Below are 26,561 nucleotides of genomic sequence, written 5' to 3' on the forward strand. Positions count from 1 at the left end.
CCACCGGATCACCACCGCGACAAGGGGCGACTCCGCCCTCTCATGTCAGCAAGCATCAGGCCTGCCGACGCAGCGGGACCGTGATGCGGAAGGCCGCACTCTCGCCCGGATGACTGAGCAGCACGATGGTGGCCCCCTCGTTCTCCAGCAGCGACTTCACGATGGAAAGCCCGAGGCCGGCCGAGGTCTCTCCGCCCGGAGGCTTGGCGCTGAGGGTGGCGTAGCGTTGGAAGATCTTCGGATAGTCGTCCGCCTGGAAGCCCGGTCCGTCGTCCTCGACGTCGATGATCGCAGCTTCGCCCACCTGCTTGATGCGGATGCGCACCTCGCCGACGTTGCTGAAGCGGACGGAATTCGAAATGAGATTGTCGAGCACCTGCATCAGCACCCGGTGCGGGAGATCGAGGGCAATCGGATCGCCCGGAGCATCGACGCGGATCTGGATGCCGCGTTCTTCGGCCCGCGGGCGCATCAGACGAACCGCAGCTTCCACGGTGCCCTGGAGGTCATCGCATTTCGTCGGCTTGGTGCTGCGGCCCAGCAGCGCGGCGATCATTGCCGAGGCCTGGTCGGCATTGCCCTTCAGGGACAGCGCGAGGGTATCGAGCGGCTTCGGAAGTTCTCCAGCACGCGCCGCGAAAACGTCAGCCGCCTTGCGGATGCGACCCAGCGGACCATTCAGATCGTGCAGCAGCACGTCCGTCAGAAGCTTTTGATACTCACGCGCCAGGTGCTGCTCGATCATCGAGGAAACGATCGACGTGAAGCCACGCACGATCTCGATTTCATCGTCGCCCCACTGTCGGACCTCAGTATCCACCGCGCACACCGCGCCGTAGAGATGCTGGCCCGCTCCCAACACGGGGAAGCCGAGATAGGCTCTCACGCCGAACTCCTCGATCGCGGGATTCTTTGAAACCAGAGCGTTCTTGCGGGCGTCGGAAATCACCAGCGGCTGGCGCAGGTTCACCGTGTGCTGGCAAAAGGAATAATGGATCGGCGTCTGCCTGGACGAGGCGAGGTCTCCGGAAAGCCCGCTCGCACCGGCGAACACCTGGCGATCCCGGTCCACGAGGGAAACGAGGGAGATTGGAACACCGGTGGCCTTGGCCGCCAGCTCCGTTACCTTGTCGAAATCAATGCCGTGCGAATCGCCTAGCAGGCCGGAAGCCTTCAAGCTCTCAAGCCGTTCGCGATTTGCATCAGTGGGTCCGAAACGCATGACATCGACCTATATTCCCGCCTGTTGTCAGACAAGCGATATTGCCCGACATACGCAGGATCACGGTAGTGGCGAAATGCACCCGACCCAAGGTGGAATCAAGCTTCTAGGTAATTTACCTAGGACAAGCTAACGGAAAACGCCTATCATATATGATATATCTCAACAATCGCAAAATCGGCAAACGCCGGGCGAACGATTAACATCTGACGAATCTTTCAACGCATTCTTGAGAAATCGATTTTTCCGCGCATCGTCGTTCACGAGCGGATGGAAAAGGTGGCAAACAATCGTGGAAACCAGCGGCTTCTCTTCCGTCTGGAGGATCCGCTGACCGCGCGTTTCGGCTCCCCGTTCTTCGCAGCGCTGCCGGAGAGTCCGGGCGTTTATTTCTTCACGGGCGATGCCGAGCGCCTGCTCTACATCGGCCAGTCGGCAAATCTCCGCGCGCGCCTCGGCAGCTACCGGCACGTCGCGCCGGGACGTCACCCGAAGCGCTCCCTGCGGCTCGTGGCAGGCATCCGGCGCATCGAGTGGGAGCTCTGTGACTCGCCACTGCACGCCATCGAGCGGGAGCGGGAGTTGCTGCTGGAGCGACGCCCACCCTTCAATCGCGCCGGGGTATGGATCGGTCCGCCATGGTGGCTGTCCGGCGAACCCGGCCCGGGATCGCTGCGGCTCCACCTTTCCCGGGCACCGGGGGAAATCGGGCCCTTGTCAACCTCCTTCCGCTACCTGCTCGGCCCCCTCGCCCGCGGCGTGGTCCGGACCATGATGCCCGCGCTGCCCATCCACGCCTACCCGCACGGCCTGTCACGGGCGACCGTGCCGCTTTCGCTTACCCTTCCCCTGCCCGACCCCGCGCTGGCCTGGCGGCTCGTTTCCGGATTCGCAGGTGGGGACACCGGCCCCTTGCTCGGGCTGCTGGAGGCGCTGCCGGTTCCGGCGTCGGAAGCGCTCGCGGAGTTCTGGGCCGAGGAAGCCCAGAGCCTGACGAGCTATGTTTACCGTCAGGTCCCCCTTCCTCCCGCCTCGCAGGCGATCCCGGAAGTCCCGCCAAAGATCCGCCTCATCACCGCGGATCTTTTCTAGCCGTCGCGCGCAAGATCGCAGGGAAACGTAGCCCGCCCTTGCATCCCTGCCGGACCGCGACGAAAAGGAAGCCCGACGCCTCTCTCCAATGATCCCTGCCCGCTTCCTGATCGCCGCTTGCTGTCTCTCCGTGATGCCTGCCGTGCAGGCCGCGGAGTTCTCCTTCGACTCGCTCCGGGCAAAGGCCCGCGATCTGGCCGCCAAGCCCTATGAGGCGAAGGGAACGGGCCTCGCGGAATATTGGGCGAATCTCACCTACGACCAGCACCGCGACATCCGCTTCAAGATGGAGTCCGGCCTCTGGTGGCATCAGGGCCCCTTTTCCATCGACTTCTTCCACCCCGGCTGGACGGCGAAGAAGACGGTGACCGTGTCCGAGGTCACGGGCAGCCAGGCCAGCCCGCTCGCGTTTGACACCGCGCTCTTCGACTACGGCAAGAACGTGATCCCGGAAGGCACCGCGCGCCCACCGGGCTACGCGGGCTGGCGGGCACGCACGCAATTGAACTCGCCGGACTACATGGACGAGTTCCTCGTCTTCCTCGGGGCCAGCTACTTCCGCTCCATCCCGAAGGACGCGCCCTACGGACTCTCCGCGCGCGGACTCTCCATCAACAGCGGCCTGCCGGGCGTGGCGGAGGAATTCCCGGACTTCACCGAATTCTACCTGGAGCGCCCCGTGAAGGACGCGAAGACCCTCGTCGCGCACGCGCTGCTGGAAGGCGAGAGCGTGGCCGGTGCCTACAAGTTCACCGTCACGCCGGGCGTCGAGACGGTCATGGACATCGAGGCGGAGATCACCCTGCGCCGCCCGGTCCAGCAGCTCGGGCTCGCGCCTTTCTCCAGCATGTTCTGGTTCGGCGAAAACACCCATCCCCGCCCCTACGACTTCCGCCCGGAGGTGCACGACAGCGATGGTTTCCTGATGGAACTCGGCAGCGGGAATCTCCACTACCGCCCGCTGGAGCACACGCACAACCAGTTCCGCCATTGTGTCTTCACCATGGACAACCCGCGCTCGTGGTCACTCGTCCAGCGGGACCGCTCCTTCACCTCGTATCAGGACGTGGAAGCGGCCTACCACGATCGTCCGAGCGTCCGCGTCGAGCCCGTGTCCGGCTTCTCGAATGGCAAGCTCCACCTGATCGAGATGCCGACCATCGACGAGACGAATGACAACGTCATCCTCGTCTGGGAGCCCACCCCGGGCCCGGAAGTCGGCAAGCCCTACCACTTCCACTACCGCCTGAAGTGGATGCGCGACCCCGCGCCTTCCGGTCTCTTCACCGTCCGCGACACCCGTCTTGGCAATCCCGTGCAAAAGCCGGACGAGATCCTGGTCGCGATCGATTTCGCCAAGCCGCTCGTTCCCGAGAAAAAGGTCGGGGACCCGAAGTGGGACGACATCACCAAGCTCAAGCCCGTGGTCACCGTGAACCAGCCGGGCGTGAAGGTGATCCACGTGGGCCTCAGCGACATGAGCATGGCGAATGTGGACGCCCTGCCCGCCGGCCTCGGCCATAGCAAGGAGGTCCACATGCCACAGGTGCTCCGCGCGTTCTTCGTGCTCGACCCCGGCAAGGACGTGAACGACCTCGACATGACCTGCGAACTGCAGGACGAGGACGGCAAGGTGGTCTCCGAGCGCTGGCTTTACTACTGGAAGAAGACCCACTGACGACCTTCATGAACCAATCCCCCGAGCAGCGCTTTTCAAACCGCGTCGAGAACTACGTCCGCTACCGCCCCAGCTATCCGGCGGAGCTGGTGCACTTGTTGGAGCGCGAAGCGCGACTCGGGCCGGAGAGCATGATCGCCGACATCGGCTCGGGCACCGGCATTTCCGCGGAGCTTTTCCTGAAGGCGGGCCATCAGGTCACCGGAGTCGAGCCGAACCAGGCGATGCGGGAGGCGGCGGAAAGCTTGCTCGCCGCTTATCCGAAATTCCGCAGCGTGGACGGCACGGCACAGGCGACCACGCTGGCGGATGGCAGCATCGATCTGGTGATGGCCGCGCAGGCGTTCCACTGGTTCGACACGCCGGAAGCGCGGGCGGAGTTCCGCCGTATCCTCAAGCCCGGAGGAAAGATCGCGCTGATCTGGAATGAGCGGCACCTCGACACCACGCCTTTCCTCCGAGGCTATGAGGCACTGCTCCGCCACTTTGGCACGGACTACGCCGCGATCCGCCACGAGAATGTCGGCAAGGAATCGCTGCAACTTCTCTTCCCCGGTGGCTACACCACGCACTCATTTCCGAATTCTCAGGCATTCGACCTCGAAGGACTGAAGGGACGCCTCCTGTCCTCTTCCTACACGCCTGCCCCCGGCCATCCGGATCACGAGCGCATGCTCGACGAACTCGTGCGCCTCTTTGACGAATGCCAGGAGGACGGCAAGGTCTCGATCGACTACGATGCGCGGGTGCACCTCGGCGGCTGAACTACGATACCGGTCGTAGTTCCTCCTCCAGCGCGGGGAAGCAGCGGAGGAAATCCGCATCGGCAGGTGCCGTGATCTCCAGGCTCTCGCCCGTGACCGGATGCGGCAGGATGAGCGACTTCGCCTGAAGCAGCATCCGGGTCCCGGTGCCGAGGGCATCACCCAGTTTCATGCTGTGCTCCGCACCGGCGTAGCGGAAGTCCCCGATGATCGGGTGCCCTGCCTCGACCAAGTGCCGCCGGATCTGGTGATAGCGCCCGGTGTAGGGCGAGGCCTTCAAGAGCGATAGCGAGAGATCCGGCACGCTGGCATTGAATCCCTCCGCGATCACGGCCAGTCGTTCGAAATCGGTTTTCGATGGCTGCGCCGGTTCAGACGGTGTCCGCTGGAGAGGCTTCTCGCAGGTCCACTGCAGCGGGCTCGTCCCCTCGGCCACGGCGAGGTAGGTCTTCTCCACCTGCCGTCTTTCGAAAGACTGCTGGATCCGCACACAGGACTCGGGAGTCAGCGCGAAGAGCAGGACGCCGGAGGTCGGCCGATCGAGCCGGTGGACGGGATAGACCTGCTGGCACAGCATGTCCCGCACGCGCTTCATCGCGATCCATTCCGGGCCTTCCTCATCGCGTCCCGGATGGACGATCATGCCTGCCGGCTTGTCGATGGCGACAAGGGCTTCGTCCAGATACAGAATGGAGACCGGCAACACGGCGCGAATCAATCGCTTACGGGGCGGTGGCTTCAAGGCGAATAAATCGCTTCCCGCCGCCGCCCATGGCCACGGTGTCCCGGTAGGTCCGGGTCCGCAGCCCCCCGGCGACCGTATTCGACGTCTCGATGACGGCGCTGGAAGACCAGGTGGACAGATTCGCGCCAGCCTTCACCGAGTAGCTGGCACCCTCCGGCGCAGGCTCCGGGACCGCAAAGGTGAGCGTGAGATAGCGTTGGCTGGAAACCACCGCAGTGCCCGTCGTGATCCGGCCTCCATGGAGCTGCGCGGTCACCGGGATGCCGAGTGCAAACTTCATCTCATTGACCACGCCATCTCCGGATGGGTTCGCCGTCTTCGCCCCCAGGCCGCTGCCATCCACCGGCAGGTTGTTCGCGACAAGCCACTCCGCATAGGTGATCCCGGGAGTCGTCCCACCGCTCGACGAGCGAAACTCGTAGGCCCCGAGGTCGTAAGGAGCGGTCCTTGCGAAGCCCGTGATGTCCGTGGCAGGCGCGTCCGTCGTGCTGCCTGCGTCCTTTGCGGGCGAGGTGGATTTGAGCGAGAAATCCAAGGCGGCGTGGTCCGTGAAATGCGTGGAGTAAGAGGTGGTCGTGAGGTTATGAGACAAGGTGGAGCTGCCGCTCACGGCTTGGATGGCGCTGGCGCTGATGTTGTTCCGGATCACATTTCCGGAGGCGGGTGTGGTGCGGGTCTTGTGTTTCTCGATCTTGATCCACGGCTTCATCCCGTCATGGGGACCACTGAATGGATTCTCCACGACCGTGTTGTTCACGATCCGGCAATTGATCGCCCCGTAAACCGAAATCCCGTGATAGTGGTCGGTCACGACCAGATTGTTCTCGATGACCCAGCCCTCGAAATATCCGTCGAAGAGTCCCAGTCCGTGAGGGTCCGTGCGATGGCTGCCGGATGAACCCGTCGCGCTGATGAACTTGTTCCCGCGCACCGTGACGCGATACACCGTGCCCGTCCCTGTCCCACTGACACCTTCCGTCGTGGACCAGCTTTGGAAAAAGTCATCGTGCTGGCTGCCGGAGTGATCATCGTTGTTCACATAGGCCTCCGTGACCGTATTGCCTTCGTATAGACAGTCGTCGGCGAGTGCCACGATCGCATCGTGGGAAAAGTTCCGGATCGTGTTTCCCGTGAAGCTGGAGAACTTCGCGGGCTTCTGGATCGATAGTGCGAACTGGCAATTGGAGATCCGCGAATCGGCCAGCACCGTGTAAGGAGCGTCGCTCCGGAATGCCCGGCCGACCTTGTCATCCCAGTCCGACAGTCCCCACCCCGCAATGCTGTCCGCTCCACGGATATCGCAATCCCTCAGCGTGATCCGGCTGGAACTGCCAGCCACATACACGAGGCCGTTACGATCCGTGTAGGTCGTCCCGGCGGCGGAATTTTCCGGACAGATATCGAGCCCCGAAATGTCCCAACGCGAGGCGGAATTCACCGAGAGATTTCGCAGCCTGGGTGTGGCACCGGCTGCGGGACGGATAAATACCACGGCGGAATTGTCGCCCTTGATATTCGGCGCGCCGTGATATCCGGAATAGAGGAGAATCTCGTCCCCTGCCGCGAACTTCTTGTTCGCTGAGAATACCGCCTCAAGGGTGCTCCATGGTTTCCCGGAGCTGCCGTCATTCGACATGCTGCCCGTGGCGGGATCCACGTGATAAGTAGCGGCGACAGCGGATGAGGCGGATATAAGCAAGACCGCAACAACCCTCTTCGACAGACAAAGGAATGCGTTATTTAAAGAGTAAATGGCGAGCAATTTGAACCGGGGTTTATTTACGAACGAGATTAAGTTCATTCCGCCGCCAGTCCACCATGGTTAGATTCGCGGATTTACGAATCGTGACAAACAACCGTTAAACACGCCGTAATATCCAGCTTATCCGGACACTGAAATGCCACCCATGAATCGCCGCAACTGCCTGAAACGACTGGCTGTCACCCTCCCCACCTTGGCATTGCCGACCGGATGGGCCGAGACAATCGAGCGGTCGGGGAAAGAGGCGGCGGACATCGGAATCATCGCGAAGAAATTCATGACCGAGCATTCCGTTCCCGGTCTGTCCGTGGCATTCGCCCATCGGGAGAGGCTCGTATTCAGCGCTGCCTATGGCCTCGCGGACGAGGCGAAGGGCGAAAAGCTCACAAGCAATCACACCTTCCGGATCGCGAGCGTCTCGAAACCGATCACCGCCGTGGCAATCTTTGCATTGATCGAACAAGGAAAGCTGAAGCTTGGCGACAAGGTCTTCGGCGAAGGCGGACTGCTCGCGGTGAAGAGCCTCGATAAACTCCCGCCCAAAGTGAGCGACGTAACCGTCCAGCACCTGCTCACGCACACTGCCGGAGGCTGGGGAAACGAGCGTGCCGATCCGATGTTTCAGCATCCGGAACTCCGTCACTCCGACCTAATCGCCCGCACCTTGCAGGATCATCCGCTGGAGCACGATCCCGGCACAAGCTACTCCTACTCGAATTTCGGCTACTGCCTGCTCGGGCGCATCATCGAAGAAGTGACCGGCAAGGGCTACGAGGAGCACGTGCAACAAGCCGTGCTCGATCGCTGCGGCATCCGCACCATGAGGATCGCGGGTAATACCCTGGCGGATCGAGCCCCCGGAGAGGTGGTTTACCATGGCCGCGGCGGCGAAGATCCTTATGGCATGAATGTCCGCCGCATGGACGCCCACGGCGGCTGGCTCGGCAGACCGGAGGATCTGGTGAAATTCCTGATCCGGGTCGATACCCGCGTCGAAGTTCCGGACATCCTCAAGGAGCCGTCCTTGAAGCAGATGTTCCAAGCCTCGGCGGCGAATCCCGGCTACGCCTGCGGATGGGCGGTGAATGCCGCGCCGAATCGCTGGCATGCAGGCAGCCTGCCCGGCACGACGACCATCGCCGTGACCACGGCGAGCGGGATGAGCTGGGCCGGCTTCACTAATGCCCGTGGACCTGACATCAATGCGGCGCTGGACCGCATGATGTGGGAAATGGCGAAGGCAGTCCCCGCATGGAACGCGTGACGTCCCCATGATCGGGAACGTCCGCGGCGCGCCGGATCACTTCTTCTTCGGTGCCGGCTTGGGAGCCGGGCGAGTCGCAGGAGCAGCCGGAGCCGTCCTCGGCTTCACCACACCTGCGTCACCAAGTGGGAAGCGGACGACCATTCCGTCGTCAGCGGTCTTGTGACCTTGGTCGGAGACTTCCTGGAGGCGATACACCAGCAGACCATACTTCTTGTCCCCGGTCTTCCCGATGGCGAAGTTCTCCTTGATGGTGCCAAAGCCGGACTTTTCCTCGAATTTCCACTCGTGGCCGGTCCATGCACCCAGCGTGCTGTTCGCATCGGCAGCCACGTCCTCGATCCGCTTGAGTTCGCCATTGGGCGACTTGAAGGAATCGGTCTTCGGGTCGAACTTGAGCGTCGAAAGCGTGGCGGCACGTCCACCCACGATGATATTCCAGCGACCGTCGCTACCCGCGCTCAGGCGGATCGGAACGGCTTCGATGCCCTTGAACTCGCGCTTGCCCCAATACTTGAGGTAGTCGTCGTATTCCTCCTTGGTCAGGCCGAGACGCTCGTCAAAGGGCAGCGGCACGCCAGGCTTGCCCTTCTTCGCGTGCTCGCGGAACCACTCGGGATCCTTGCGGGCGGACTCCTCGACCTTGACGATGTACTTGTCGAGTTCCTTGGGCGGCACCACGACCACGATCTCGCCCTTGATCATCGTGTTCGGGATCAAGTAGTCGGCGAGGGCCTTCGGAGCCTCCGCGGCGATGACGGCGGGAGCGACGAGGGCGAAGACGGCGGCGAAAGTGGATTTCATGGCGTGCGGACGTGGGAGCATTCCCGGCCGGGCCGGAAACTCAAGCGGCAATCCGGCGATCTCCGCCCGCATCGGGACGGATGATCGCCTTCAGGCAAACTGCAGCGATCAGGGAGCGCCTTTCTCGATGATGTCGAGGAAGCTCTGCGGCTCCAGCGAGGCACCGCCGATGAGCGCTCCGTCGATGTCCGGGCAGGCCATCAGCTCGGCGGCGTTGCCGGGCTTCACGGAGCCACCGTACTGGATGCGGATCTTGGCCGCGGAGTCGTTGCCGAATTGCTCGGCGACGAGCGAGCGGACGAAGGCGTGTGCCTCTTGCGCCTGCTCGGCAGTGGCGGTGACGCCGGTGCCGATGGCCCAGACGGGCTCATAAGCGATGACCGTGTCGAGCAGGTCGCGCTCACTGAGACCCTTCAGGCCGAGGCTCACCTGGGTGCGGAGCACCTTCTCGAGCTGGCCGGCCTTCCGCTCCTCGAGCGTCTCGCCGATGCAGAAGATCGGGCGGAGATTCAGCTCGCGGGCCTTGCGGACCTTGACGTTGATGACCTCATCGGTCTCGCCATAGATCGCGCGACGCTCGCTGTGGCCGAGGATCACGTAGTGGACGAAGAATTCCTTCAGCATCATCCCGCTGATCTCGCCGGTGTAGGCTCCGGAGTCGAATTGCGAGCAATTCTGCGCGGCCAGCGCGATGCTGGAGACATTGCCGAGGATCTCGGCGGCCTTGGCCAGCGAGACGAAGGGCGGCGCGATGACGATGTCGCAGGGGAAAGTCCGGTTCTGGACCTTCGACAGGAAGCTCTTGGCGAAGTCCTCGGTCTCGGACGGACCAAGGTTCATCTTCCAGTTTGCGGCAAAGATGGGCTTACGGATCATGAATCGGGGATGGATACAGTGGGACGGCGTGGGACAGCGGGATTCGGGCCAAGTCAGGCTTCAGTTAGGGCAGCTACGCCGGGAAGCACCTTGCCTTCAAGCAATTCCAGCGAGGCACCGCCACCGGTGGAGATGAAGGTCATCTTCTCGTCGAGACCGTACTTGTTCACGGCGGTCACGGAGTCGCCGCCGCCGACGATGGTCACGCCATCGTTCGCGGCCATGGCTTCCGCGACGGCCTTCGTGCCGTGGCCGAAGCTGTCGATTTCGAAAACGCCCATCGGGCCGTTCCAGATGATGGTCTTGGCCTTGGCGACCTCGGCCACGAACTCGCCGATGGCGACGTCGCCGATGTCGATGCCTTCCCAGCCATCCGGGGTCTCGCCGCCGTTTTCATAGGGAGCGGTGCACTTGGTCTCGGCACCTTCCTTGAATTCCTGGGTGATGCGGGTGTCGGCGGGCAGCAGGAAGCCCACGCCCTTTTCCTTGGCGGTTGCCAGAATGCTGAGGGCGAGGTCGAGCTTGTCGGCTTCCACGCGGCTATTGCCGGTGTGGTATCCCTGCGCCTTGCGGAAGGTATTGGCCATCGCGCCGCCGATCAGGAAGGCGTCGGCCTTTTCCATGAGGCGGTTGATCACCTGGATCTTGTCGGAGACCTTCGAGCCGCCCATGACGACGAGGAAGGGACGCTCCGGGTTCTCCAGCTTGCCTTCGAGGTATTCCAGCTCGCGCTCGACGAGGAGGCCCATGGCGCTCTTGGAAACGAAGTGCGTCACGCCTTCCGTGGAAGCGTGGGCGCGGTGGGCGGTGCCAAAGGCATCGTTCACGTAGATTTCGGCGGTGCCGGCGAGGTCCTTGGCAAAGCCGGCCTCGTTCGCCTCTTCGGCAGGGTAAAAGCGGGTGTTTTCGAGCAGCAGCACCTGGCCGGGCTGGAGTGCGGCGCGGAGGGCGGCCACTTCATCGCCGACGCAGTCAGGGGCGAGCTTCACTTCCTGACCGATGAGTTCGCCGAGACGGGCGGCGGCAGGAGCGAGGGAGAACTTCGGCTCGGGGCCACCCTTCGGACGACCGAGGTGGGAGCAGAGCACGAGCTTCGCGCCGCCCTTGAGAAGGTGCTGGATGGAGGGAACCGCGCCCTGGATGCGGGTATCGTCGGTGATGACGCCGCCTTCCAGCGGGACGTTGAAGTCCACACGCATGAGGACTTCCTTGCCGTTGACGTCGAGGTCGCGGATCGAGAGCTTGGCCATGGCGCGGGACTGCCCGAAGACGCCGGGCAAGTCAAGCACCGCTCGGGACTGATCCTGTCAGAGAGGCCGTCCTTGCCGGGGCTTCCTGGACCACCCCGGGCAGCACCTCCACCGCCACAACACACACATCGTCATCGTGATGGCGTCGCTTCTGATAGGCGGCTACCTCGCATACGATCTTTGCAGGCATCGCGGCCAACGGACCGTCGAGCGACTCGTCGAAGGTGGAAATCAATCGCGGCATCCCGAATTCCTTCCCGCCCGGATTCTCCGCCTCCACCACCCCGTCGGTGAAAAGCAGGAACACGTCCCCCGCCCGGATCGCCGAGGTCGAGGTGTGATAGACCATGTCCGCAACCAGCCCAAGCGCCGGTTGCTTCAGCGCACCGCTCCACAGCGCCTGCGGTGGATTGCCCGTGCTGCGGCGGGCGCGGAGTGGCGCGGGATGCCCGGCGACAGCCCACGTCACCTTTGCCTCGCGGGTATCCAGCACCATGAAGAAGGCAGTGACAAAGAGCGTCTGCTGGCTGCGCTCGATCACTTCATGAAGCTCGCGATTCAGGATGCCGAGGAAGTCCCCCGGATTCCCCGCCGAGATCACATGATTCCGCACCACCGCCCGCAGGATAGCCGTGACGAGGGCGGATCGCGCGCCGTGCCCCATCACGTCCGCGATGAGCACGCCGGTCCGGTGCTCATCCAGCTCCATCAGGTCGAAGAAATCACCGCCGACCGTGGAGGCAGGCTGATAGAAATGCGCGAAGCCGAGCCGCAGGGGATCGGTCCGCAGCGTCGTATCCGGATAGCCGGAAGGCAGCAGGGCATTCTGGAATTCACGCGCCATTTCCAGTTCCTCACGGAGCAATGCCGTCTTTGCATCTACCTCGGACTCAAGCTCGCGATGGTAGCGCATCACACGCGAAGTCATGATGCCGAAGTCCGCGGCCAACTCCTCGACCTCGTCGCCCGTCTTGATCGATTCGATACGCTCCAGGTCTTCCTTTGCCGCACGCCGCCTCGAGTCCACCTCGCTTTCGGAAAGGGTGGGATCACGGCGGAGATTCACCGTCTCGGCGAGGGCCCGCGTCGCTTGGCTCAGCATCGCCACCGGTTGCAGGATCTTCCGATCCACCAGCGCATACCCCGCCAGCACACAGGCACCGGTGGCCAGCCCTGCCGCCAGGCCGATGAGCATGACCTGCCGCCGCAGGGGCGCGACCACCGCATTCTTCGGCGAGGAATATAATACATAGCCGCCGGGCTCGAAGAGCTTGCGATCGATCTCCGGGGACTGGATTGCCGCGAAGCCGGTCATGCGCTCGTCGATCGTCCCCTTCCCCGTGAGCGTCCAGCCGGTGCGACCGACCCGCATGCTGAGCAGCGCGTCCGGCTCCAGCTTTTCCTTCAGCGACTCGAAGCCCTTGTCATTCGTGCGGGCGAGGATGTGCCCGTCGGGCAGCAGGATTTCCAGCCGCGCCTGCTCGTCATCGTCCGGTGCATGAAGCCCCAGGAAGAGCGGCGAGACATCCAGCACCAGCTTCGCGACGCCGAGGAACTCGTGATCGCGATGCAGCGGCAGGACGAGATCGAGCGAGAAGACATCGGCGCTCGCGTCGAAATGCAGCACCTCCGCCCACATCCCGCCCTCCCTGAGGCTGCGGCCGATGGTCCACCATTCCTCGTCGGCCTGATCGTAGTCGGTCGTCTTGCGGGTGGCCGCCACCACCCGGCCCGCCGTATCGGTCACCAGGATCTCCGCGGCCTGCGGATGGGAGGCGGCGTAGCGGGACAGGCTCAGCGATGCCGGATTGCCGAGGATCTCCCGCAGCAAAGGATCATCGGCGGATAGCTTCGGCCACTGCTTTTCGACGGCGGCGGTTTCCTCAGGCGAAAGCGAAGGCCTCGGGATGGACAGGAAATCCGGCAGCGCGGGATCCGCGGCGATCCAGCTCCAGAAATGCCCGGACTGAGACTCCACCGCCATCTCAAGCGAGCGCGACAAGGCCCGCGCCTCGGACTCATAGAGCCGCCCCTTCGTGGCGAGCAGATGCCCGAATCCGAAGGTCTCCAACGCGATAAGCCCCACCACCAGCGGCAGCAGCGCGGCGATGGCCAGGGCCAACGCGATCTTCGCGCGGAGTCCGAGGGGCGGAAGTCTCACAGTAGGCATCTAATGCCCGGTCCGGGCGAATGGCCAGCAGCTTTTGAGTCGTCGCCACCACTGCGCCTTGCCTCTATATAAGAGGACGCCCTGGGCTCCCGGTGGAATTCGACTTTCCCCCGCTCGGTCCGGCGCCCAGACTGGCCGCCACCCAAAGATGCCCGGAGCACCCGTCAACATCATCTGCATGAAGTGGGGGACGCGATACCCGTCCCGCTACGTCAATATCCTCTACCGCTCGATCGGCCGCCATCTACGGCGTCCCTTCCGCTTCGTGTGCCTCACGGACAATATCGACGGCCTCGTGGAGGGCATCGAGACCCACCCCTTTCCTGAAAACCCGGGCGTCACGCAGGCCCGCTGGCCGAATGTCTTCCTGAAGCTCGTGATGACACGCGACGGCTTCGCGGGTCTGGAAGGCCCCACTCTCTTCCTCGATCTCGACCTCGTCATCCTGGACGACATCGACTGCTTCTTCGACTACAAGCCGGGGAAGAACTGCATCATCCACAACTGGATCGAGCGCCGGAAGCAGATCTTCCGCAAGCGCCCGGACATCGGGAATTCGTCGATCTTCCGCTTCGAGGCCGGCCAGTCGCAGTACATCTACGATACATTCCTCCGCGAGATGGACCGAGCGCAGGACCGCTCGATCTTCCAGACCGAGCAGGCATTCCTCACCTACGCCATGAAGGAGCGCTACTGGTGGCCGGAGGAATGGGTGCGCAGCTTCAAGTACAACTGCCGCCCCGCCTTCCCGCTGAATCTCTTCGTCCCGCCGCAGAAGCCGAAGGGCGCGAAGATCCTCGTCTTTCACGGCAAGCCCGACCCGCCGGATGCCGCAGACGGCGTCACCACCGGCAAGATCCACCACAAGGTGCTCCCCGCCCCGTGGGTGGCGGAGCATTGGAAGGAGTAGCCCTTCCCTCTGCCCGCCCCCAAATTCCCTCCCCTTTGTTTTGGATCGCCCAGGCCATGACCTCCCTTGAAGCCCTCGTCGCGCTCAACCAACTCCCAAAGATCGGCCCGATCCGGGTCCGCCGCCTCCTAGAACGCTTCGACTCCGCCGAGGCCATCCTTTCCGCGACGAAGGACCGGCTGATACAGGTCGATGAAATCGGCGAACAGACGGCAAACATTCTCGTGAAGTGGCAGGACCACGCCGACCCGGTGAAGGAGATCGGCGAGGTGAAGCAACGCGGCCTGTCCATCATCACGCCGGAGGATGCCGTCTTCCCGCCCTCGCTCAGGCAGGCCTACGACGCGCCGCTGCTGCTCTACGTGTGGGGAAAGCTGGAGGAGCGCGACCGCCACGCGATAGGCGTGGTGGGCACCCGGCGCATCACCCACTACGGGCGCGAGGCGACGAAGAAGCTCTCCTACCAGCTCGCACACGCCGGCTTCACCATCATCTCCGGCCTCGCTCGCGGGGTGGACACCGTGGCCCACGAGGGAGCGATCGCAGCAGGCGGACGCACGGTCGCGGTGCTTGGTTCGGGCTTGGCCCAGCTCTTCCCGGCGGAGAATCTGGGACTGGCGGAGAAGATCGCCTCCGGTCACGGCGCGGTGCTCAGTGAATTCCCGCTACACACCCCTCCTGACAAGCAGACCTTCCCTCAGCGGAACCGCATCGTCGCCGCGTGGTCGGAGGCCCTGCTGGTGACGGAGTGCCCGCTGCGCTCCGGCTCGCTGATCACCGCGAATCTCGCCAGCGACTACGGCAGGCAGGTCTATGCCGTGCCCGGGCCGATCAATGCGCCGACCTCCATGGGCTGCAACAAGCTGATCCGCGACGGTGCCACGCTGGTGATGGACGCCGGGGACATCGTCGAGGATCTCGGCGAGCTGCCTTTCGCGCGGCAATCATCGCTTCCGGAAAAGGACAGCCACGCCGTGCCGGAACTCCCTCCCGAGGAGGCCAAGGTCTTCTCCGCGCTCGGCGAGGGCGAATCCGGCGTGGACCGCCTGATCGAGCGCACCGGCCTCCCCGCCCAGACTGTCTCAGCCACGCTGATGAAGCTGGAGATGCGAAGGCTGGTCCGGGCCCTGCCGGGATTCAGGTATGTGAAGCGGTGAAATGTGAGCGAGGGGGACCGGAACAGGCCCACAATATTCCATCCCCTACGGGGATTGCCCGGCTCTTTCAGGAAAGCCCTTGCCAAGTTGGCCCCGGCACGTCTAGTGCGTCGCCGACGTCCGACCCGCTTATTTCATGGGAAAAATCCTCATCATTGCCGAGAAGCCATCCGTCATGACCGACCTGAGCAAGGCTCTGGCCAAGGCTTTGGGGAAGTTTGAAAAGGAGGGATCGGGCCGTGATTCGTGGTTCGAAAATGACAATGCGATCATCACCTCGGCGGTCGGCCACCTCGTCGAGCTGCGCATGCCGACGGGCCCGAATGGCAAGAAGCTGCCTTGGAAATTCGACGTCCTGCCGGCGATCCCGGAACGCTTCGAGCTCGATCCGATCCCGGATTCCGAGGCCCGCCTGAAGCAGGTCCTGAAGCTGGCGAAGCGCAAGGACGTGGACCAGATCGTGAACGCCTGCGACGCCGGCCGCGAGGGGGAACTGATCTTCCGCTACATCATGGACATCGGCGGGATCCAGAAGCCGGTGAAGCGCCTCTGGATGCAGTCGATGACCAACCAGGCAATCATCGACGCCTGGGAAAAACTCCGCTCCGACGAGGAAATGCGCCCGCTGGCCGATGCCGCGAAGTGCCGCTCCGAGTCCGACTGGCTGGTCGGCCTGAATGCGACCCGCGCGCTCACCTGCTTCCGCTCCCGCCACGGCGGCTTCAATATCACCGCCGCCGGTCGCGTGCAGACGCCGACGCTGGCCATTCTCGCCGCCCGCGAGGCGGAGATCCAGGCCTTCAAGCCGAGCCCCTATTATGAAGTGCACGCCACCTTCGGCGTCGCCGCCGGGGACTATCTCGGCAAGTGGATCGACGAGGCATTCAAGCGCAACGAGGCGAACCCGCACGGCCGTGCCGAGCGGATCTGGGATCAGGAGGCAGCCGAGGCGGTCAAGGCGCGTTGCGACGGCAAGACCGGCACCGTCTCCGAGGAAAAGAAGGCGCAGTCGCAGATCGCCCCGCAGCTCTACGACCTCACCTCCCTGCAGCGCGAGGCGCCCTTCACCGCGAAGGGCACGCTGGCCATCGCCCAGGCGCTGTATGAAAAGCATAAGATGATCACCTACCCCCGTACCGACTCCCGCTACCTGCCGGAGGACTACGGGGACACCGTGCGCGAAACCCTGCGCGACATCGCCAACTCCGACCTCGGCGTGGCAGACTACGCCAAGGCGGTGCTCGATGGCAAACAGGAGGCGGGTCCCCGCTTTCACAAGTCGAAGCGCGTCTTCGACTCGAAGAAGGTCTCGGACCACTTTGCCATCATCCCGACCGGCAAGTTCGTGAAGCTCAGCGACACGGAGGAGAAGCTCTACGACATGATCGTGAAGCGCTTCATCGCCGTCTTCTTCCCAAGCGCGGAATTCGAGCAGACGACCCGCCTGACCCGCATCACGACCGGCGACGTCACGGACACCTTCAAGACGGAAGGCCGCGTGCTGGTGAAGCCCGGCTGGCTGGAAGTCTATGGACGCCGCCCGGGCGTGGCCTCCGGCAAGGACGAGCTGACGCAGGTCGCCGCAGGTGAAAAAGCCCCGGTGAAGGAAATCGAGGTCCACCACGAGCAGACCAAGCCCCCGGCGCGCTTCAATGAATCCACCCTGCTCTCCGCCATGGAAGGCGCGGGCAAGCTGGTGGATGACGAGGCACTGGCCGAGGCGATGTCCGAGCGTGGCCTGGGCACACCCGCCACCCGCGCGGCGATCATCGAAGGCCTCATCGCCCAGAAATACATCGTCCGCGACGGCCGCGACCTCCACGTCACGCCGAACGGGATGCGCCTCATCCACATCCTCAATGAGATGAAGATCGCCGGCCTCACCTCCCCCACCATGACCGGCGAGTGGGAGTACAAGCTGCGCCAGATGGAGCAGGGCCAGCTCCAGCGGAAGGCCTTCATGCAGGAGATCGAGGACTACACGAAGGACATCGTGGTCCGCGCGAAATCCCTCGCCACCGAGATCAAGAACCGCGCTTTCCCCGACCTCCAGGCGACCTGCCCGAAGTGCGGAACGGAAGGCCTGAAGCAGACCGACGACACCTACGAGTGCCGGACCCCGGACTGCGGCTTCAAGGCGAAGAAGCACATCGCCGGCCGTGCCCTCTCCGAGGACGAGGCCCGCGAACTCTTCAGCAAGCGCCTGGTGGGCCCTCTGGAGGGCTTCAAGAGCAAGTTCAACAAGCCCTTCGACGCCGCCCTCGAACTGGACGACAAATTCAAGATCAACTTCGTCTTCGGCGACAAGGACGAGCCCGATGTGGAGCTGACCGATGACCTCGTCGTCGGAACCGCCCCCCTCGCCGATGGCCGACAGGTGAAGGTGTACGGCACCGAGAAGGCCTACCTCATCCCCGAGCTGAAAACGAAGAAGGACCCTGACGGCGTCCGCATCGGGAAAACCATTCTCCAGAAGGAGCTGCCGCTCGACCAGGTCTTCAAGATGCTGGCCGAGGGCAAGACCGACCTGATCAAGGGCTTCGTCTCGAACAAAACGAAGCGCGGCTTCGATGCCTTCCTGACTTTCTCCACCGCTGACGGGAAAGTGGGCTTCGAATTCCCGCCCCGCGCCCCGAAGGCACCCAAGGCCGCGAAATAATTTGTCATCGCGAGGCCGGAATCCCGGAATCACTGTGCCTTTTTCCGAGGGAGCTCGGGAAAGGCTTTTCGTGCCCCGAAATCGGGTCCGCCCCACGCGTTCGCGTAATGGCGTAAGCGCTTGATTTGCCCGGATTTGCCGAAATTGGGAGGTATAAGCGCCGTGCATTATTCAACCCGATTGATGCCGCCGATTTTGAAACTCTCAGGGACACCATAAGTTTTACATGGTTAAAAGACCCCCTTGTGATCAGCAAAACCGGAAAATTAATACATCTTAATAAAATGGCAAGGAACCCTTATTCTAAAAGGGATTCCAAACCTTGATCTCCGTGAATTCACGAATATTTGGTCATCCCCATCATCTGCATTGTCAGTTTTTCCCCCTCATAAAAACTTCTTGCCAGATAAAGCATTCCGCCGTTCACTGCCGCCGTCCCCGCGGGACACCCCAGCACGCCGAAGGTTTCCCCCGACCGAAAGCGATGGAACATACGGACCGAGCAAAGGAATCCCCCACCCGAGCAAGGTCCCGAGACACCGGTTGCCGAAGAATCCCCCGATCCCGGCCTCCGACTTTCCCCCCGAAGTGTGTGTCGTGACGTGTCAGCCGCCCGGCGGGTCATCTCCCCGATCCGCCGGGCGGACTGCTCGCCGCAAAAGGCCGAAAAGCCAGCCGCCCTGCTCCGGGCGGCTTTTTCGTAATGAGGGCACAGACCTTGCGCGTGGGAGTGATCCGGTCTTTCCTCCGGCCCGATGGTCCGTTTCACGCTTTTTGGCATCCCCGTAGAAATCCAGCCTTGGTTCTGGCTCACGATCGCCCTGCTGAGCGGGGCTCTTTTCAACCCCGACCCCGCCGGAATACAGTACGGGCTGATCTTCATCCTGGCGGCCACCGTTTCGATTCTGGTCCACGAGCTCGGCCACGCACTGACGGGCCGGCGCCTCGGCGGCGGCTACCCGAAGATCGTTCTCTGGGCGATGGGTGGGCTCGCCTACAACGAGGGCGGGCGCTTCACGAAGAGCGGGCGCTTCTGGATGATCGCCGCTGGGCCGGGAGCTGGCTTCATCCTCGGCGGACTCGTGTTCCTGATCATGGTGGCTGTCTTCGGCCTCAGCGATGCCGCGAATCTGGCGGGCTGGTCCTTGATCGGCATGAAGCCCACACTCTCCGCCGAGTCGCTTGAGTTCGCTCTGAACCGGGAGCCTCTGATGTCCCTTTTCCGCAGCATGCTGTGGATCAATTTCTGGTGGGGCGTGATGAACCTGCTGCCGGTCCTCCCGCTCGATGGCGGGCAGATCACCCAGCTTTTCGTGAAGCCTCAGAAGCTGGTCCACCAGATCGCCATCGCCGCGGCGGTCGCGACCGCGGTGGTCGGCCTGGTGTGGAGGGAGTCCCTCTTCATGGCTCTACTCTTCGGCTATCTCGCGTGGCAGAATTACCAGGCAATGCAGAGCCTCTACCGGCGGTAACCGCGGTCACGTCACGCCAGCAGCAGGCGACCGGCGACGATCAGCGAGAAGCCGATGACCAACCACTCGAAGGCCCGCTGAGAAACCCGCTGCACCAGCCACTTGCCCACCCAGATGCCTGCAAAAATGGCGGGGAGGCACTTCAGATTGTCCCACAGCGTCGCCGGGGTGATGAGATTGAAGCTCCCGCTGAGCGGCACCTTGACGAGATTCACGAGCAGGAAGAATCGCGCGCCGATGCCAAGCAGCTCCATCTTCGGGATGCGGCGCGAGAGCAGGTAGAGCTGGATGACCGGGCCCGCGGCATTCGCGAGCATGGTGGTGATCCCTCCCGTGATGCCCGCGGCGGTGCCAAAGGAGCGCGCATTCGCCAGGCGCTCGGCCAGGACCGGCTTCCACGCGCGAAATGCCTGCAAGGCGACCATGGCCAGGATGCAGCCCCCGATGACGCGCCGCGCGACCTGATCCGACGACTCCTGGACCAGGATCACCTTCAGCAGCCAGACTCCAATCGCGAGACCTGCCAGCGTGGCGGGCAGGAGCTTCCACACCGGCTTCCACGAGCCGTGCTTGCGGAAAGCCGGATACACCGCGAGGTCCGCGGCGATGAGCAGCGGTAGCATGATGCCCGTGGACGGCACTGCCCCGTAGAGATCCGCCATGATGAAGATGGCGATCAGCGAGATGCCGCTGAAGCCCGCCTTCGACATGCCGATGCAAAAGGCCGCCAGCAAGGCAAGAGCGAGGGCGGCAGGACTATCGAGCACGCCGATGGGATTACGCTTCGGCTTTCGGTGGGGCAAGCACTGGCAAAAGGATTGGCGGAGCCGGGAGCGCTGGCTTCAGCCGACTTGGCAGGTAGGCGAATTACCTGCGAGCCACTCCCACTGGGTGCCCCTCCCTGGGAACGCGTGCCACTGGCGCGCTTGGCTGGTAGGCGAACCTAGGGAAGAAGCTGCGCTCATGGAGAGGCCTCTTGGGAATTATGCTCATCCGGTTGCTTCGCAGGACCATCCAAGCGAGCCGGTGGCACGCGCTCCCAGCGGGGCCGCCTTGATAGGCCGAGCTATTCCCCTCCTTCCCTCCGCTTCTAACACAAAGCAGACGGATTCACAAAATCCACCGTCCTTGCGCAAGATCTGCTGTGCTCGCTACGAATGAGGACCGTGACTTTCCAAACGCGTTTGCTTTCCCCTGCCCTCGCGGCGCTCAGCTTGCTCCTGCCTGCCGTCTCCGCCGCCGCGGAGGAATTGCCGCCTTTCCGCCAATGGGGCGCGGAGACGCAGGAGGTGCTGCACAAGGACATGTGGTTGCCGGAAAAGAAGCTCTACGCGGAGCGGATCAATCTGGAGACCGGCAAGCCGGATCACCCATCTTTCATGTGGGGCGTGGGCGTCCAGCTCTCGGCGCTGGCCGCCGCAGCCGACGTGGACCCGGACAAGTATGCCTCGCACATGCGCGAGTATGCCGACGCCATCCAGGTTTACTGGTGGGAGCACAATGGCATCGAGGGCTTCGACGTGCAGCCGGGACCGCGCAACTCGGATCGCTACTACGATGACAATGCGTGGCTGGTGCTCGCGCTGGCCGAGGTGCACGAGATCACGAAGGAGAAGAAGTACCTCGACCGTGCCGAGGCCACCTTCCGCTTCGTGATGAGCGGCGAGGATGAGAAGCTCGACGGCGGCCTCTACTGGCGGGAGCTGGAGAAGACTTCCAAGAACACCTGCACGAACGCGCCCGCCATCGTCTCCGCACTACGCCTGCACCAGCTCACGAAGGACGAGAAGCACCTGGAGACCGCCAAGCGCATCTACGCCTGGACGAACTCCAAGCTGCAGGACGCGGACGGCCTGTATTGGGACAACATCAACATGGAAGGCCGCATCGACCGGCGGAAATTCAGCTACAATTCCGCGCTGATGATCCGCGCAAACTGCCTGCTCAACGAAGTGACCGGCGAGGCGAGCTATCTCGATGAAGCCAAGCGCATCGCGAAGGCCGCCGAGAAACACTGGATCAACGAGGCGGGCGGCGTTTCCGACACGGGGAAATTCGCCCATCTCCTGCTGGAGTCCTTCCTGGAACTGCACGACCGCGACAAGGACCCACATTGGCACGCGCTGGTGACGCGTTGCCTCGTCCACCTGCACGACAAGCTGCGGGATGAAAACGGCCGCTATCCCGGCCACTGGGCGCGCAATTGGCGTCGTCCGCTGCGGAGCGTGATGCTGCTCGACCAGGCCAGCCCGGCGCGGATCTACTGGCTGGCAGCGCGCGAGATCAAGGCGCGCTGAGCGGCCCGTTTCCTTTTCCCCGCGCGGCGGCTGAATCCCGCGGCCACCTCCGCCCCGGCGAGGAAGGCCTGAATGGAGGCGAAGAGCCAGAAGAGCAGCAGCAGGAAATTCAGGCCGCCGCCGATGAAGGTACCCCACGCCGTGTGGCGGAAGTAGAGGTCCAGCCCGCCTTTCAGCGAGACCGCCACGAGAGCGGCAAATGCCCCGCCCGCCAGCGCATGCCGCCACAGCGGGCGGCGGCGCGGCAGCACCTTCAGAATGAGGGCGAAGGCAAAGGTGAGCAGGACGTAGGTGGAGAGCCAGCCGAGCCGCTGGACCAGATTCAGATCCTCCAGCCACGGCGCGTCCATGCGGGCGGCGACATAGGCTGCGAAGCCATCCAGCAGGGTTCCCGCCGCCAGCATAACGCCGAAGACGAGGATGAGGCCCGCGCACAGCGCCCGGGAGGCGAGCCTGCCGAGCCAACGCCGCGAGGGGTCCGCGGGCGCGGCTTCATTCACGAGATTCAGCGTCTTCCGCAGCTTCGTCAGCACGTGGGAGCCCGCGTAGAGCAGCGTGACCATCGCCACGACGAAGGCCCCAGGCTGGGACCGCGGTGCGATACGGGCGCTCTGCAGCACGCCCTCTATGACGCGGGCCATCTCCTCGCCAAGCACCGCCGCCATCTTGCGCTCCAGCTCGCCGTGGGCGGCTTTTTCCCCCAGCACCATGCCCGCGACCGTCACGCCGATGAGCAGCAGCGGGGGCAGCGAGATCATCGCGTAGAAGGCGAGCGCCGCCGCATTGTCGGCATGGCGATGCTGCCTCCACCGGCGGGTCATGATCCGCAGGAAAAGGAAGAAGCGCAGCTTTCGCATCCTCGACATCGTCCGGCATCTAACACCCGGAACGCGTCACGCGAAAGCGCCGATTCCATCGGTATGCCCCCGCCCTGCCATCGCGGGCCGCTGTCAGCCCCCGCTGCCACGGGGCTTGCCGGACGGCGGGCGCGTGTGGAAAGTCGCCCCGCGCATGAGCGAAGCCGCCGATGAAACCCCGAAGTCCCCGACCCTGGCCCACCGGCTGGAGTATGCGGCATTCCGCGCGGCGGAGGGGCTGTTGTCTCTTTTCTCGCTGGAGACCACGGTCCGCGTCGGCCAAGGGCTCGGCGTGCTCGCATGGGCGCTTTTCCCGAAATGGCGCAAGCTGGTGGAGCGAAACCTGCGGATCGCCACTGCCGCTGACGAGACCCCGCCGGATGCCGCGGAGATCGGCCGGATGGTGCGGGAAACTTTCCGCCGTGCGGGGAACAACCTCCTGAGCAGCCAACGCGCCGCGCTGATGACGCCGGAAGAACTGCAGGCGCACATCGAATTCGAGGGTCTGGAACACTTGCTCGAGCCGGTGAAGGCGGGTCGCGGCGTGGTGCTGGTGTGGTCGCACATGGGGAACTGGGAAGTGCTCGCCCAGCTCGTGAAGACCCTTGGCCCGGACGCGAAGGGCGGCCCGATTTTCCGCCGACTGGAGAATCCGCTGCTGGACGAGCTGACGGTGCAGCGCCGCACGCAGCAAGGGGCCGTGCTCTTCGACAAGCACGACGGCTTCAATGGACCTGCGGCACTGCTCCGCGAGGGCGGTGTGGTCACGGTGATGACGGACCAGCGCGCCGGGGGGCATGGCGAGCTGTGTCCCTTCTTCGGACGTCTTTCCTCCTGCACTCCCCTGCCCGCTCTGCTGGCTCGGCGCACGGGTGCGGCAATGGTGACGCTCTCGGTTTTTTGCGTGGGCACCGGCCGCTGGCGGCTGAAGGTGCGGCCCGTGCCGGACAAGGCACGCACGCCGGAAGTCCTCACCCACCTGGAGACGGCGATGCGCGACCGGCTCACGGATGTCTTCTGGTTCCACGACCGCTGGCGCATCGACCGCGTGCGCCCGCTCTGCTTCTTCACGAAGCAGGTGCCCACCGAGGCGGCGCGCACGGCCACGGTACCGACGAGACTCGCCGTCACTCTACCCGCGGGCAGGCCGGATGCGGTGGAGGTGCTGCACGAGCTCTTGGAATTGCGGCCCGACCTGCGGATCGACGTGCTGGACTCCGGCGACCTCCCCGCCTTGCCGGATGACCCGCGGATCGTGCGCTTCCCATGGGATCGCGAGGGACCGGAGATTCACGCCGGAGCCGTGGTGGAGCAGTGCGGTGCCTCCCATCCCGCGCCGCTGGATTTCGTGCTGCTGCTCGGAGGCGAGCTGCCGCTGGCGCTGGAGGCGAAGCGCCTGGGCCTGCGCGCAATCATCGGCGTCGCTGTCTCCGGCAAGCCGTGGACCAAGAGCTTTCCCATGCCTGCGGATGCCGAGGGCTGGCGAAACCTCGCCGGGGATCTGGTGCTCACCGCGAAGAATCGCAAGGCATGACACCGCTGGAAATCCACGTCTTGTCCGACGGCAAGCCCGGCCACGAAAACCAGTCCTACGGGCTGGCCGAGGCGATCGGTCGCATTCGTCCAGTGACGACCGCGAAGATCAGCCTGGCCGGTGTGCGAGGCCCCATCGCGCGGCTGAAGAAGACCTTCAAGGAATCAGGCCATCTGCCGAAGCCGCAGCTTCTCATCGGCGCGGGGCATGCGGTCCACACCTCGCTCCTCGCGCTATCGAAGAAGCTGAACGTGCCATGCGTGCTGATGATGAAGCCGACCTTCCCGGCGGCGCTCTTCGATCTCTGCCTGATCCCGGAGCACGATCTGGAAGGCCGTGCGCCGCAGGACCACGTGATCCCCACGACCGGCGCGCTGAACCGCGTGCCGCCTCCGGATGGCAGGCAGCGGCAAGGCGGGCTTATCCTGTTAGGCGGACCGTCATCCTCGCACGGCTGGGATGCCGCTTCCGTGGAGGCCGCGATTTGCCAGATCGTCGCCGCCGGCAAGGATCGACCCTGGCGCATCACCAACTCGCGTCGCTCGCCTGCGGGATCGCTTGATGCCCTGGCGAAGGCCTGCCCCGCGCTGGCCACCTATCCGCATGGCGATACAGGCCGCGACTGGCTGCCCCAGATGCTCGCCGAGGCGGCGGAGGTGTGGGTCACGGAAGACAGCATCTCGATGATCTACGAGGCTCTTAGTAGCGGCGCACGCGTCGGTCTCCTGCCCGTGCCTGCGATCAAGAAGGCCGGCCGTGTCGCCCGCGGCGTGCAGCGACTGGCGGAGCAGGGCTTCGTCACCCGCTTCTCCTATTGGTCGCCCGCCACCGGCCTGGCCGCTCCGCCCCGCATCTTGCGCGAGGCCGACCGTTGCGCCGCCATCGTCCTCCAGCGTCTTTTTCCCACACCGGCATGAAGGTCCTGCAGATGATCCCCGAGATGGAGTCCGGCGGTGTCGAGCGCGGCACGCTGGAGCTCGCCCGGCATCTGGGCGAGCAGGGTCACGAGTCCGTGGTGATTTCCGGCGGGGGCAAGATGGTGAAGCAGCTCGAAGCCTGCGGCACCCGCCACATCACCCTGCCGGTGGGCCGCAAGCGCCTCTCGTCCCTGCTGCTGGTGTCCCGGCTGCGACGGCTCTTCGCCGAGGAGAAGCCGGACATCCTCCACCTGCGCTCGCGCGTGCCCGCATGGCTCGCGTGGCTGGCATGGCGCGGCATGGACCCGGCCAATCGCCCGCGCCTGGTGACCACCGTGCATGGCTTCAATTCCGTGAACCGCTACTCCGAGATCATGACCTGCGGCGAGCGGGTCATCTGCGTCTCGGAAAGCATCCGCGACCATGTGCTGAAACACTACCCGAGGGCCGCGACGGACAAGCTGCGCGTGGTCCACCGGGGCATCGACCCCGCCGACTACCCGCATGGCTACCGCCCGAACGCCGCGTGGCTGGAGGCTTTCCACCGCGAATTCCCCGAGACGGAAGGAAAGCGCCTGCTCACCCTGCCCGGCCGAATCACCCGGTTGAAAGGCCACGAAGACTTCGCGAAGATCCTCAAGGCACTCGCTTCCGACGACAGCCTGCACGGCGTGATCGCCGGTGGCGCGCATCCGCGGAAGGCCGCGTATCTCGATGAGATCCGCTCGCTCTTCAGTGCGGAAGGATTGGCAGATCGGATCACCTTTACCGGCGGACGCTCGGACCTGCGGGAGATCCTTGCGATTTCCTCGGTGGTGCTTTCGCTGACCACCCAGCCGGAATCATTCGGCCGCACGACGCTGGAAGCGCTCGGGCTCGGCATCCCCGTCGCGGGCTACGATCACGGCGGCGTGGGCGAGCAGCTCGCGCTGCTCTACCCCGCAGGCCGCATTCCTCCAAATGACCCCGCCGCCGCAGTGCCGGTGGTGAAAGCACTGCTGGAGAATCCGCCCGCCGTACCGGTGAAGCATCCCTTCACCCTCGCCGCGATGCTTGACGGAACGATGGACGTTTACCGCGAGCTGTTAGAGCAGCCCCCGAAATAACAGCGCCATTCCTGCCACCTTCCCG

The 26,561-nt window shown here is 64.1% G+C and carries 21 protein-coding genes; 12 read left to right on the forward strand and 9 right to left on the reverse strand.

The features are described from left to right. Positions 1 to 55: 55 nt before the first annotated feature. Complete coding sequence (locus OKA04_RS02560; protein WP_264499551.1) at positions 56 to 1,222, reverse strand: sensor histidine kinase; 1,167 nt, start codon at positions 1,220 to 1,222, stop codon at positions 56 to 58. A 270-nt stretch (positions 1,223 to 1,492) separates the two neighbouring features. Here OKA04_RS02560 and OKA04_RS02565 point away from each other — a divergent pair, with 270 nt between their 5' ends. The 3 genes from OKA04_RS02565 (at position 1,493) to OKA04_RS02575 (ending at position 4,756) form a co-directional block, all read left to right on the forward strand. Beyond that, positions 1,493 to 2,314, forward strand: coding sequence for a GIY-YIG nuclease family protein (locus OKA04_RS02565; RefSeq protein WP_264499552.1), 822 nt, complete (start codon positions 1,493 to 1,495; stop codon positions 2,312 to 2,314). An 88-nt stretch (positions 2,315 to 2,402) separates the two neighbouring features. Further along, a complete protein-coding gene (locus OKA04_RS02570; protein ID WP_264499553.1) occupies positions 2,403 to 3,992 on the forward strand; it encodes an OpgD/OpgG family glucan biosynthesis protein in 1,590 nt (529 codons plus the stop codon). Between the two features lie 8 nt (positions 3,993 to 4,000). After that, on the forward strand, positions 4,001 to 4,756 hold the full coding sequence (locus OKA04_RS02575) for a class I SAM-dependent methyltransferase (RefSeq protein WP_264499554.1): 756 nt from the start codon (positions 4,001 to 4,003) through the stop codon (positions 4,754 to 4,756). Position 4,757: 1 nt separating this feature from the next. On the opposite strand, the gene OKA04_RS02580 is transcribed toward OKA04_RS02575, so the two are convergent. Both OKA04_RS02580 and OKA04_RS02585 read right to left on the reverse strand, forming a co-directional pair. Further along, positions 4,758 to 5,462 (reverse strand): pseudouridine synthase, encoded by a 705-nt coding sequence (locus OKA04_RS02580; RefSeq protein ID WP_264499555.1) that lies wholly within the window; start codon positions 5,460 to 5,462, stop codon positions 4,758 to 4,760. Between the two features lie 16 nt (positions 5,463 to 5,478). Further along, positions 5,479 to 7,158 (reverse strand): right-handed parallel beta-helix repeat-containing protein, encoded by a 1,680-nt coding sequence (locus OKA04_RS02585; RefSeq protein ID WP_264499556.1) that lies wholly within the window; start codon positions 7,156 to 7,158, stop codon positions 5,479 to 5,481. Positions 7,159 to 7,408: 250 nt separating this feature from the next. Between OKA04_RS02585 and OKA04_RS02590 the strand changes: the two genes are divergently transcribed. Continuing rightward, positions 7,409 to 8,527 carry a serine hydrolase domain-containing protein gene (locus tag OKA04_RS02590; protein ID WP_264499557.1) on the forward strand — a complete coding sequence of 373 codons (1,119 nt, stop codon included), beginning with the start codon at positions 7,409 to 7,411 and terminating at the stop codon, positions 8,525 to 8,527. Positions 8,528 to 8,563: 36 nt separating this feature from the next. Here the strand turns inward: OKA04_RS02590 and OKA04_RS02595 are convergent, their stop codons facing one another. The 4 genes from OKA04_RS02595 to OKA04_RS02610 all read right to left on the reverse strand — a co-directional run bounded on the left by OKA04_RS02595 (position 8,564) and on the right by OKA04_RS02610 (position 13,618). Then, on the reverse strand, positions 8,564 to 9,331 hold the full coding sequence (locus tag OKA04_RS02595; RefSeq protein ID WP_264499558.1) for a hypothetical protein: 768 nt from the start codon (positions 9,329 to 9,331) through the stop codon (positions 8,564 to 8,566). Between the two features lie 108 nt (positions 9,332 to 9,439). Then, on the reverse strand, positions 9,440 to 10,207 hold the full coding sequence (tpiA, locus tag OKA04_RS02600) for a triose-phosphate isomerase (protein WP_264499559.1): 768 nt from the start codon (positions 10,205 to 10,207) through the stop codon (positions 9,440 to 9,442). Positions 10,208 to 10,260: 53 nt separating this feature from the next. Then, the gene (locus OKA04_RS02605) at positions 10,261 to 11,457 is read right to left on the reverse strand and encodes a phosphoglycerate kinase (RefSeq protein ID WP_319800594.1); all 1,197 of its coding nucleotides are present in this window, start codon (positions 11,455 to 11,457) and stop codon (positions 10,261 to 10,263) included. A gap of 31 nt (positions 11,458 to 11,488) precedes the next feature. Continuing rightward, the gene (locus tag OKA04_RS02610) at positions 11,489 to 13,618 is read right to left on the reverse strand and encodes a SpoIIE family protein phosphatase (RefSeq protein WP_264499561.1); all 2,130 of its coding nucleotides are present in this window, start codon (positions 13,616 to 13,618) and stop codon (positions 11,489 to 11,491) included. A 187-nt stretch (positions 13,619 to 13,805) separates the two neighbouring features. Between OKA04_RS02610 and OKA04_RS02615 the strand changes: the two genes are divergently transcribed. The 4 genes from OKA04_RS02615 to OKA04_RS02630 all read left to right on the forward strand — a co-directional run bounded on the left by OKA04_RS02615 (position 13,806) and on the right by OKA04_RS02630 (position 19,825). Beyond that, positions 13,806 to 14,537: a hypothetical protein gene (locus OKA04_RS02615; RefSeq protein ID WP_264499562.1), complete on the forward strand. Its 732-nt coding sequence runs from the start codon at positions 13,806 to 13,808 to the stop codon at positions 14,535 to 14,537. Positions 14,538 to 14,593: 56 nt separating this feature from the next. Next, entirely contained in the window at positions 14,594 to 15,694 is a 1,101-nt protein-coding gene (gene dprA, locus OKA04_RS02620; protein ID WP_264499563.1) for a DNA-processing protein DprA, read from the forward strand. 136 nt (positions 15,695 to 15,830) lie between these two features. Further along, positions 15,831 to 18,353: a DNA topoisomerase III gene (locus tag OKA04_RS02625; RefSeq protein WP_264499564.1), complete on the forward strand. Its 2,523-nt coding sequence runs from the start codon at positions 15,831 to 15,833 to the stop codon at positions 18,351 to 18,353. A 755-nt stretch (positions 18,354 to 19,108) separates the two neighbouring features. Then, on the forward strand, positions 19,109 to 19,825 hold the full coding sequence (locus OKA04_RS02630; protein ID WP_264499565.1) for a M50 family metallopeptidase: 717 nt from the start codon (positions 19,109 to 19,111) through the stop codon (positions 19,823 to 19,825). Positions 19,826 to 19,836: 11 nt separating this feature from the next. Here the strand turns inward: OKA04_RS02630 and OKA04_RS02635 are convergent, their stop codons facing one another. After that, on the reverse strand, positions 19,837 to 20,628 hold the full coding sequence (locus OKA04_RS02635; protein WP_264499566.1) for a sulfite exporter TauE/SafE family protein: 792 nt from the start codon (positions 20,626 to 20,628) through the stop codon (positions 19,837 to 19,839). A gap of 363 nt (positions 20,629 to 20,991) precedes the next feature. Between OKA04_RS02635 and OKA04_RS02640 the strand changes: the two genes are divergently transcribed. Continuing rightward, positions 20,992 to 22,122, forward strand: a complete 1,131-nt coding sequence (locus OKA04_RS02640; protein ID WP_264499567.1) for a glycoside hydrolase family 76 protein — start codon at positions 20,992 to 20,994, stop codon at positions 22,120 to 22,122. Here OKA04_RS02640 and OKA04_RS02645 read toward each other — a convergent pair. Next, positions 22,086 to 22,979, reverse strand: coding sequence for a YihY/virulence factor BrkB family protein (locus OKA04_RS02645; RefSeq protein ID WP_264499568.1), 894 nt, complete (start codon positions 22,977 to 22,979; stop codon positions 22,086 to 22,088). The two genes, OKA04_RS02640 and OKA04_RS02645, sit on opposite strands and share 37 nt — an antisense overlap. 154 nt (positions 22,980 to 23,133) lie before the next feature. Here OKA04_RS02645 and OKA04_RS02650 point away from each other — a divergent pair, with 154 nt between their 5' ends. Genes OKA04_RS02650 through OKA04_RS02660 form a run of 3 tightly spaced genes read left to right on the forward strand, consistent with a single transcriptional unit; the run spans position 23,134 to position 26,536 of the window. Further along, positions 23,134 to 24,513 (forward strand): lysophospholipid acyltransferase family protein, encoded by a 1,380-nt coding sequence (locus OKA04_RS02650; protein ID WP_264499569.1) that lies wholly within the window; start codon positions 23,134 to 23,136, stop codon positions 24,511 to 24,513. Next, positions 24,510 to 25,430, forward strand: coding sequence for a mitochondrial fission ELM1 family protein (locus OKA04_RS02655; protein WP_264499570.1), 921 nt, complete (start codon positions 24,510 to 24,512; stop codon positions 25,428 to 25,430). The genes OKA04_RS02650 and OKA04_RS02655 overlap by 4 nt, the downstream gene beginning before the upstream one ends. After that, entirely contained in the window at positions 25,427 to 26,536 is a 1,110-nt protein-coding gene (locus tag OKA04_RS02660) for a glycosyltransferase family 4 protein (RefSeq protein ID WP_264499571.1), read from the forward strand. The genes OKA04_RS02655 and OKA04_RS02660 overlap by 4 nt, the downstream gene beginning before the upstream one ends. Positions 26,537 to 26,561: the final 25 nt, after the last annotated feature.

The sequence above is a fragment of the Luteolibacter flavescens genome (assembly GCF_025950085.1).
GTDB classification, from domain to species: Bacteria; Verrucomicrobiota; Verrucomicrobiia; order Verrucomicrobiales; family Akkermansiaceae; genus Haloferula; species Haloferula flavescens.

Bases quoted from the DNA above. Each gene is read 5' to 3' on its own strand.
- OKA04_RS02565 (WP_264499552.1), top strand. From the start codon at position 1,493: ATGGAAAAGGTGGCAAACAATCGTGGAAACCAGCGGCTTCTCTTCCGT.
- OKA04_RS02570 (WP_264499553.1), top strand. From the start codon at position 2,403: ATGATCCCTGCCCGCTTCCTGATCGCCGCTTGCTGTCTCTCCGTGATG.
- OKA04_RS02655 (WP_264499570.1), top strand. From the start codon at position 24,510: ATGACACCGCTGGAAATCCACGTCTTGTCCGACGGCAAGCCCGGCCAC.
- OKA04_RS02625 (WP_264499564.1), top strand. From the start codon at position 15,831: ATGGGAAAAATCCTCATCATTGCCGAGAAGCCATCCGTCATGACCGAC.
- OKA04_RS02645 (WP_264499568.1), bottom strand. From the start codon at position 22,979: ATGCGAAAGCTGCGCTTCTTCCTTTTCCTGCGGATCATGACCCGCCGG.
- OKA04_RS02650 (WP_264499569.1), top strand. From the start codon at position 23,134: ATGAGCGAAGCCGCCGATGAAACCCCGAAGTCCCCGACCCTGGCCCAC.
- OKA04_RS02615 (WP_264499562.1), top strand. From the start codon at position 13,806: ATGAAGTGGGGGACGCGATACCCGTCCCGCTACGTCAATATCCTCTAC.
- OKA04_RS02590 (WP_264499557.1), top strand. From the start codon at position 7,409: ATGAATCGCCGCAACTGCCTGAAACGACTGGCTGTCACCCTCCCCACC.
- OKA04_RS02595 (WP_264499558.1), bottom strand. From the start codon at position 9,331: ATGAAATCCACTTTCGCCGCCGTCTTCGCCCTCGTCGCTCCCGCCGTC.
- OKA04_RS02630 (WP_264499565.1), top strand. From the start codon at position 19,109: ATGGTCCGTTTCACGCTTTTTGGCATCCCCGTAGAAATCCAGCCTTGG.
- dprA (WP_264499563.1), top strand. From the start codon at position 14,594: ATGACCTCCCTTGAAGCCCTCGTCGCGCTCAACCAACTCCCAAAGATC.
- OKA04_RS02660 (WP_264499571.1), top strand. From the start codon at position 25,427: ATGAAGGTCCTGCAGATGATCCCCGAGATGGAGTCCGGCGGTGTCGAG.
- tpiA (WP_264499559.1), bottom strand. From the start codon at position 10,207: ATGATCCGTAAGCCCATCTTTGCCGCAAACTGGAAGATGAACCTTGGT.
- OKA04_RS02575 (WP_264499554.1), top strand. From the start codon at position 4,001: ATGAACCAATCCCCCGAGCAGCGCTTTTCAAACCGCGTCGAGAACTAC.
- OKA04_RS02560 (WP_264499551.1), bottom strand. From the start codon at position 1,222: ATGCGTTTCGGACCCACTGATGCAAATCGCGAACGGCTTGAGAGCTTG.
- OKA04_RS02605 (WP_319800594.1), bottom strand. From the start codon at position 11,457: ATGGCCAAGCTCTCGATCCGCGACCTCGACGTCAACGGCAAGGAAGTC.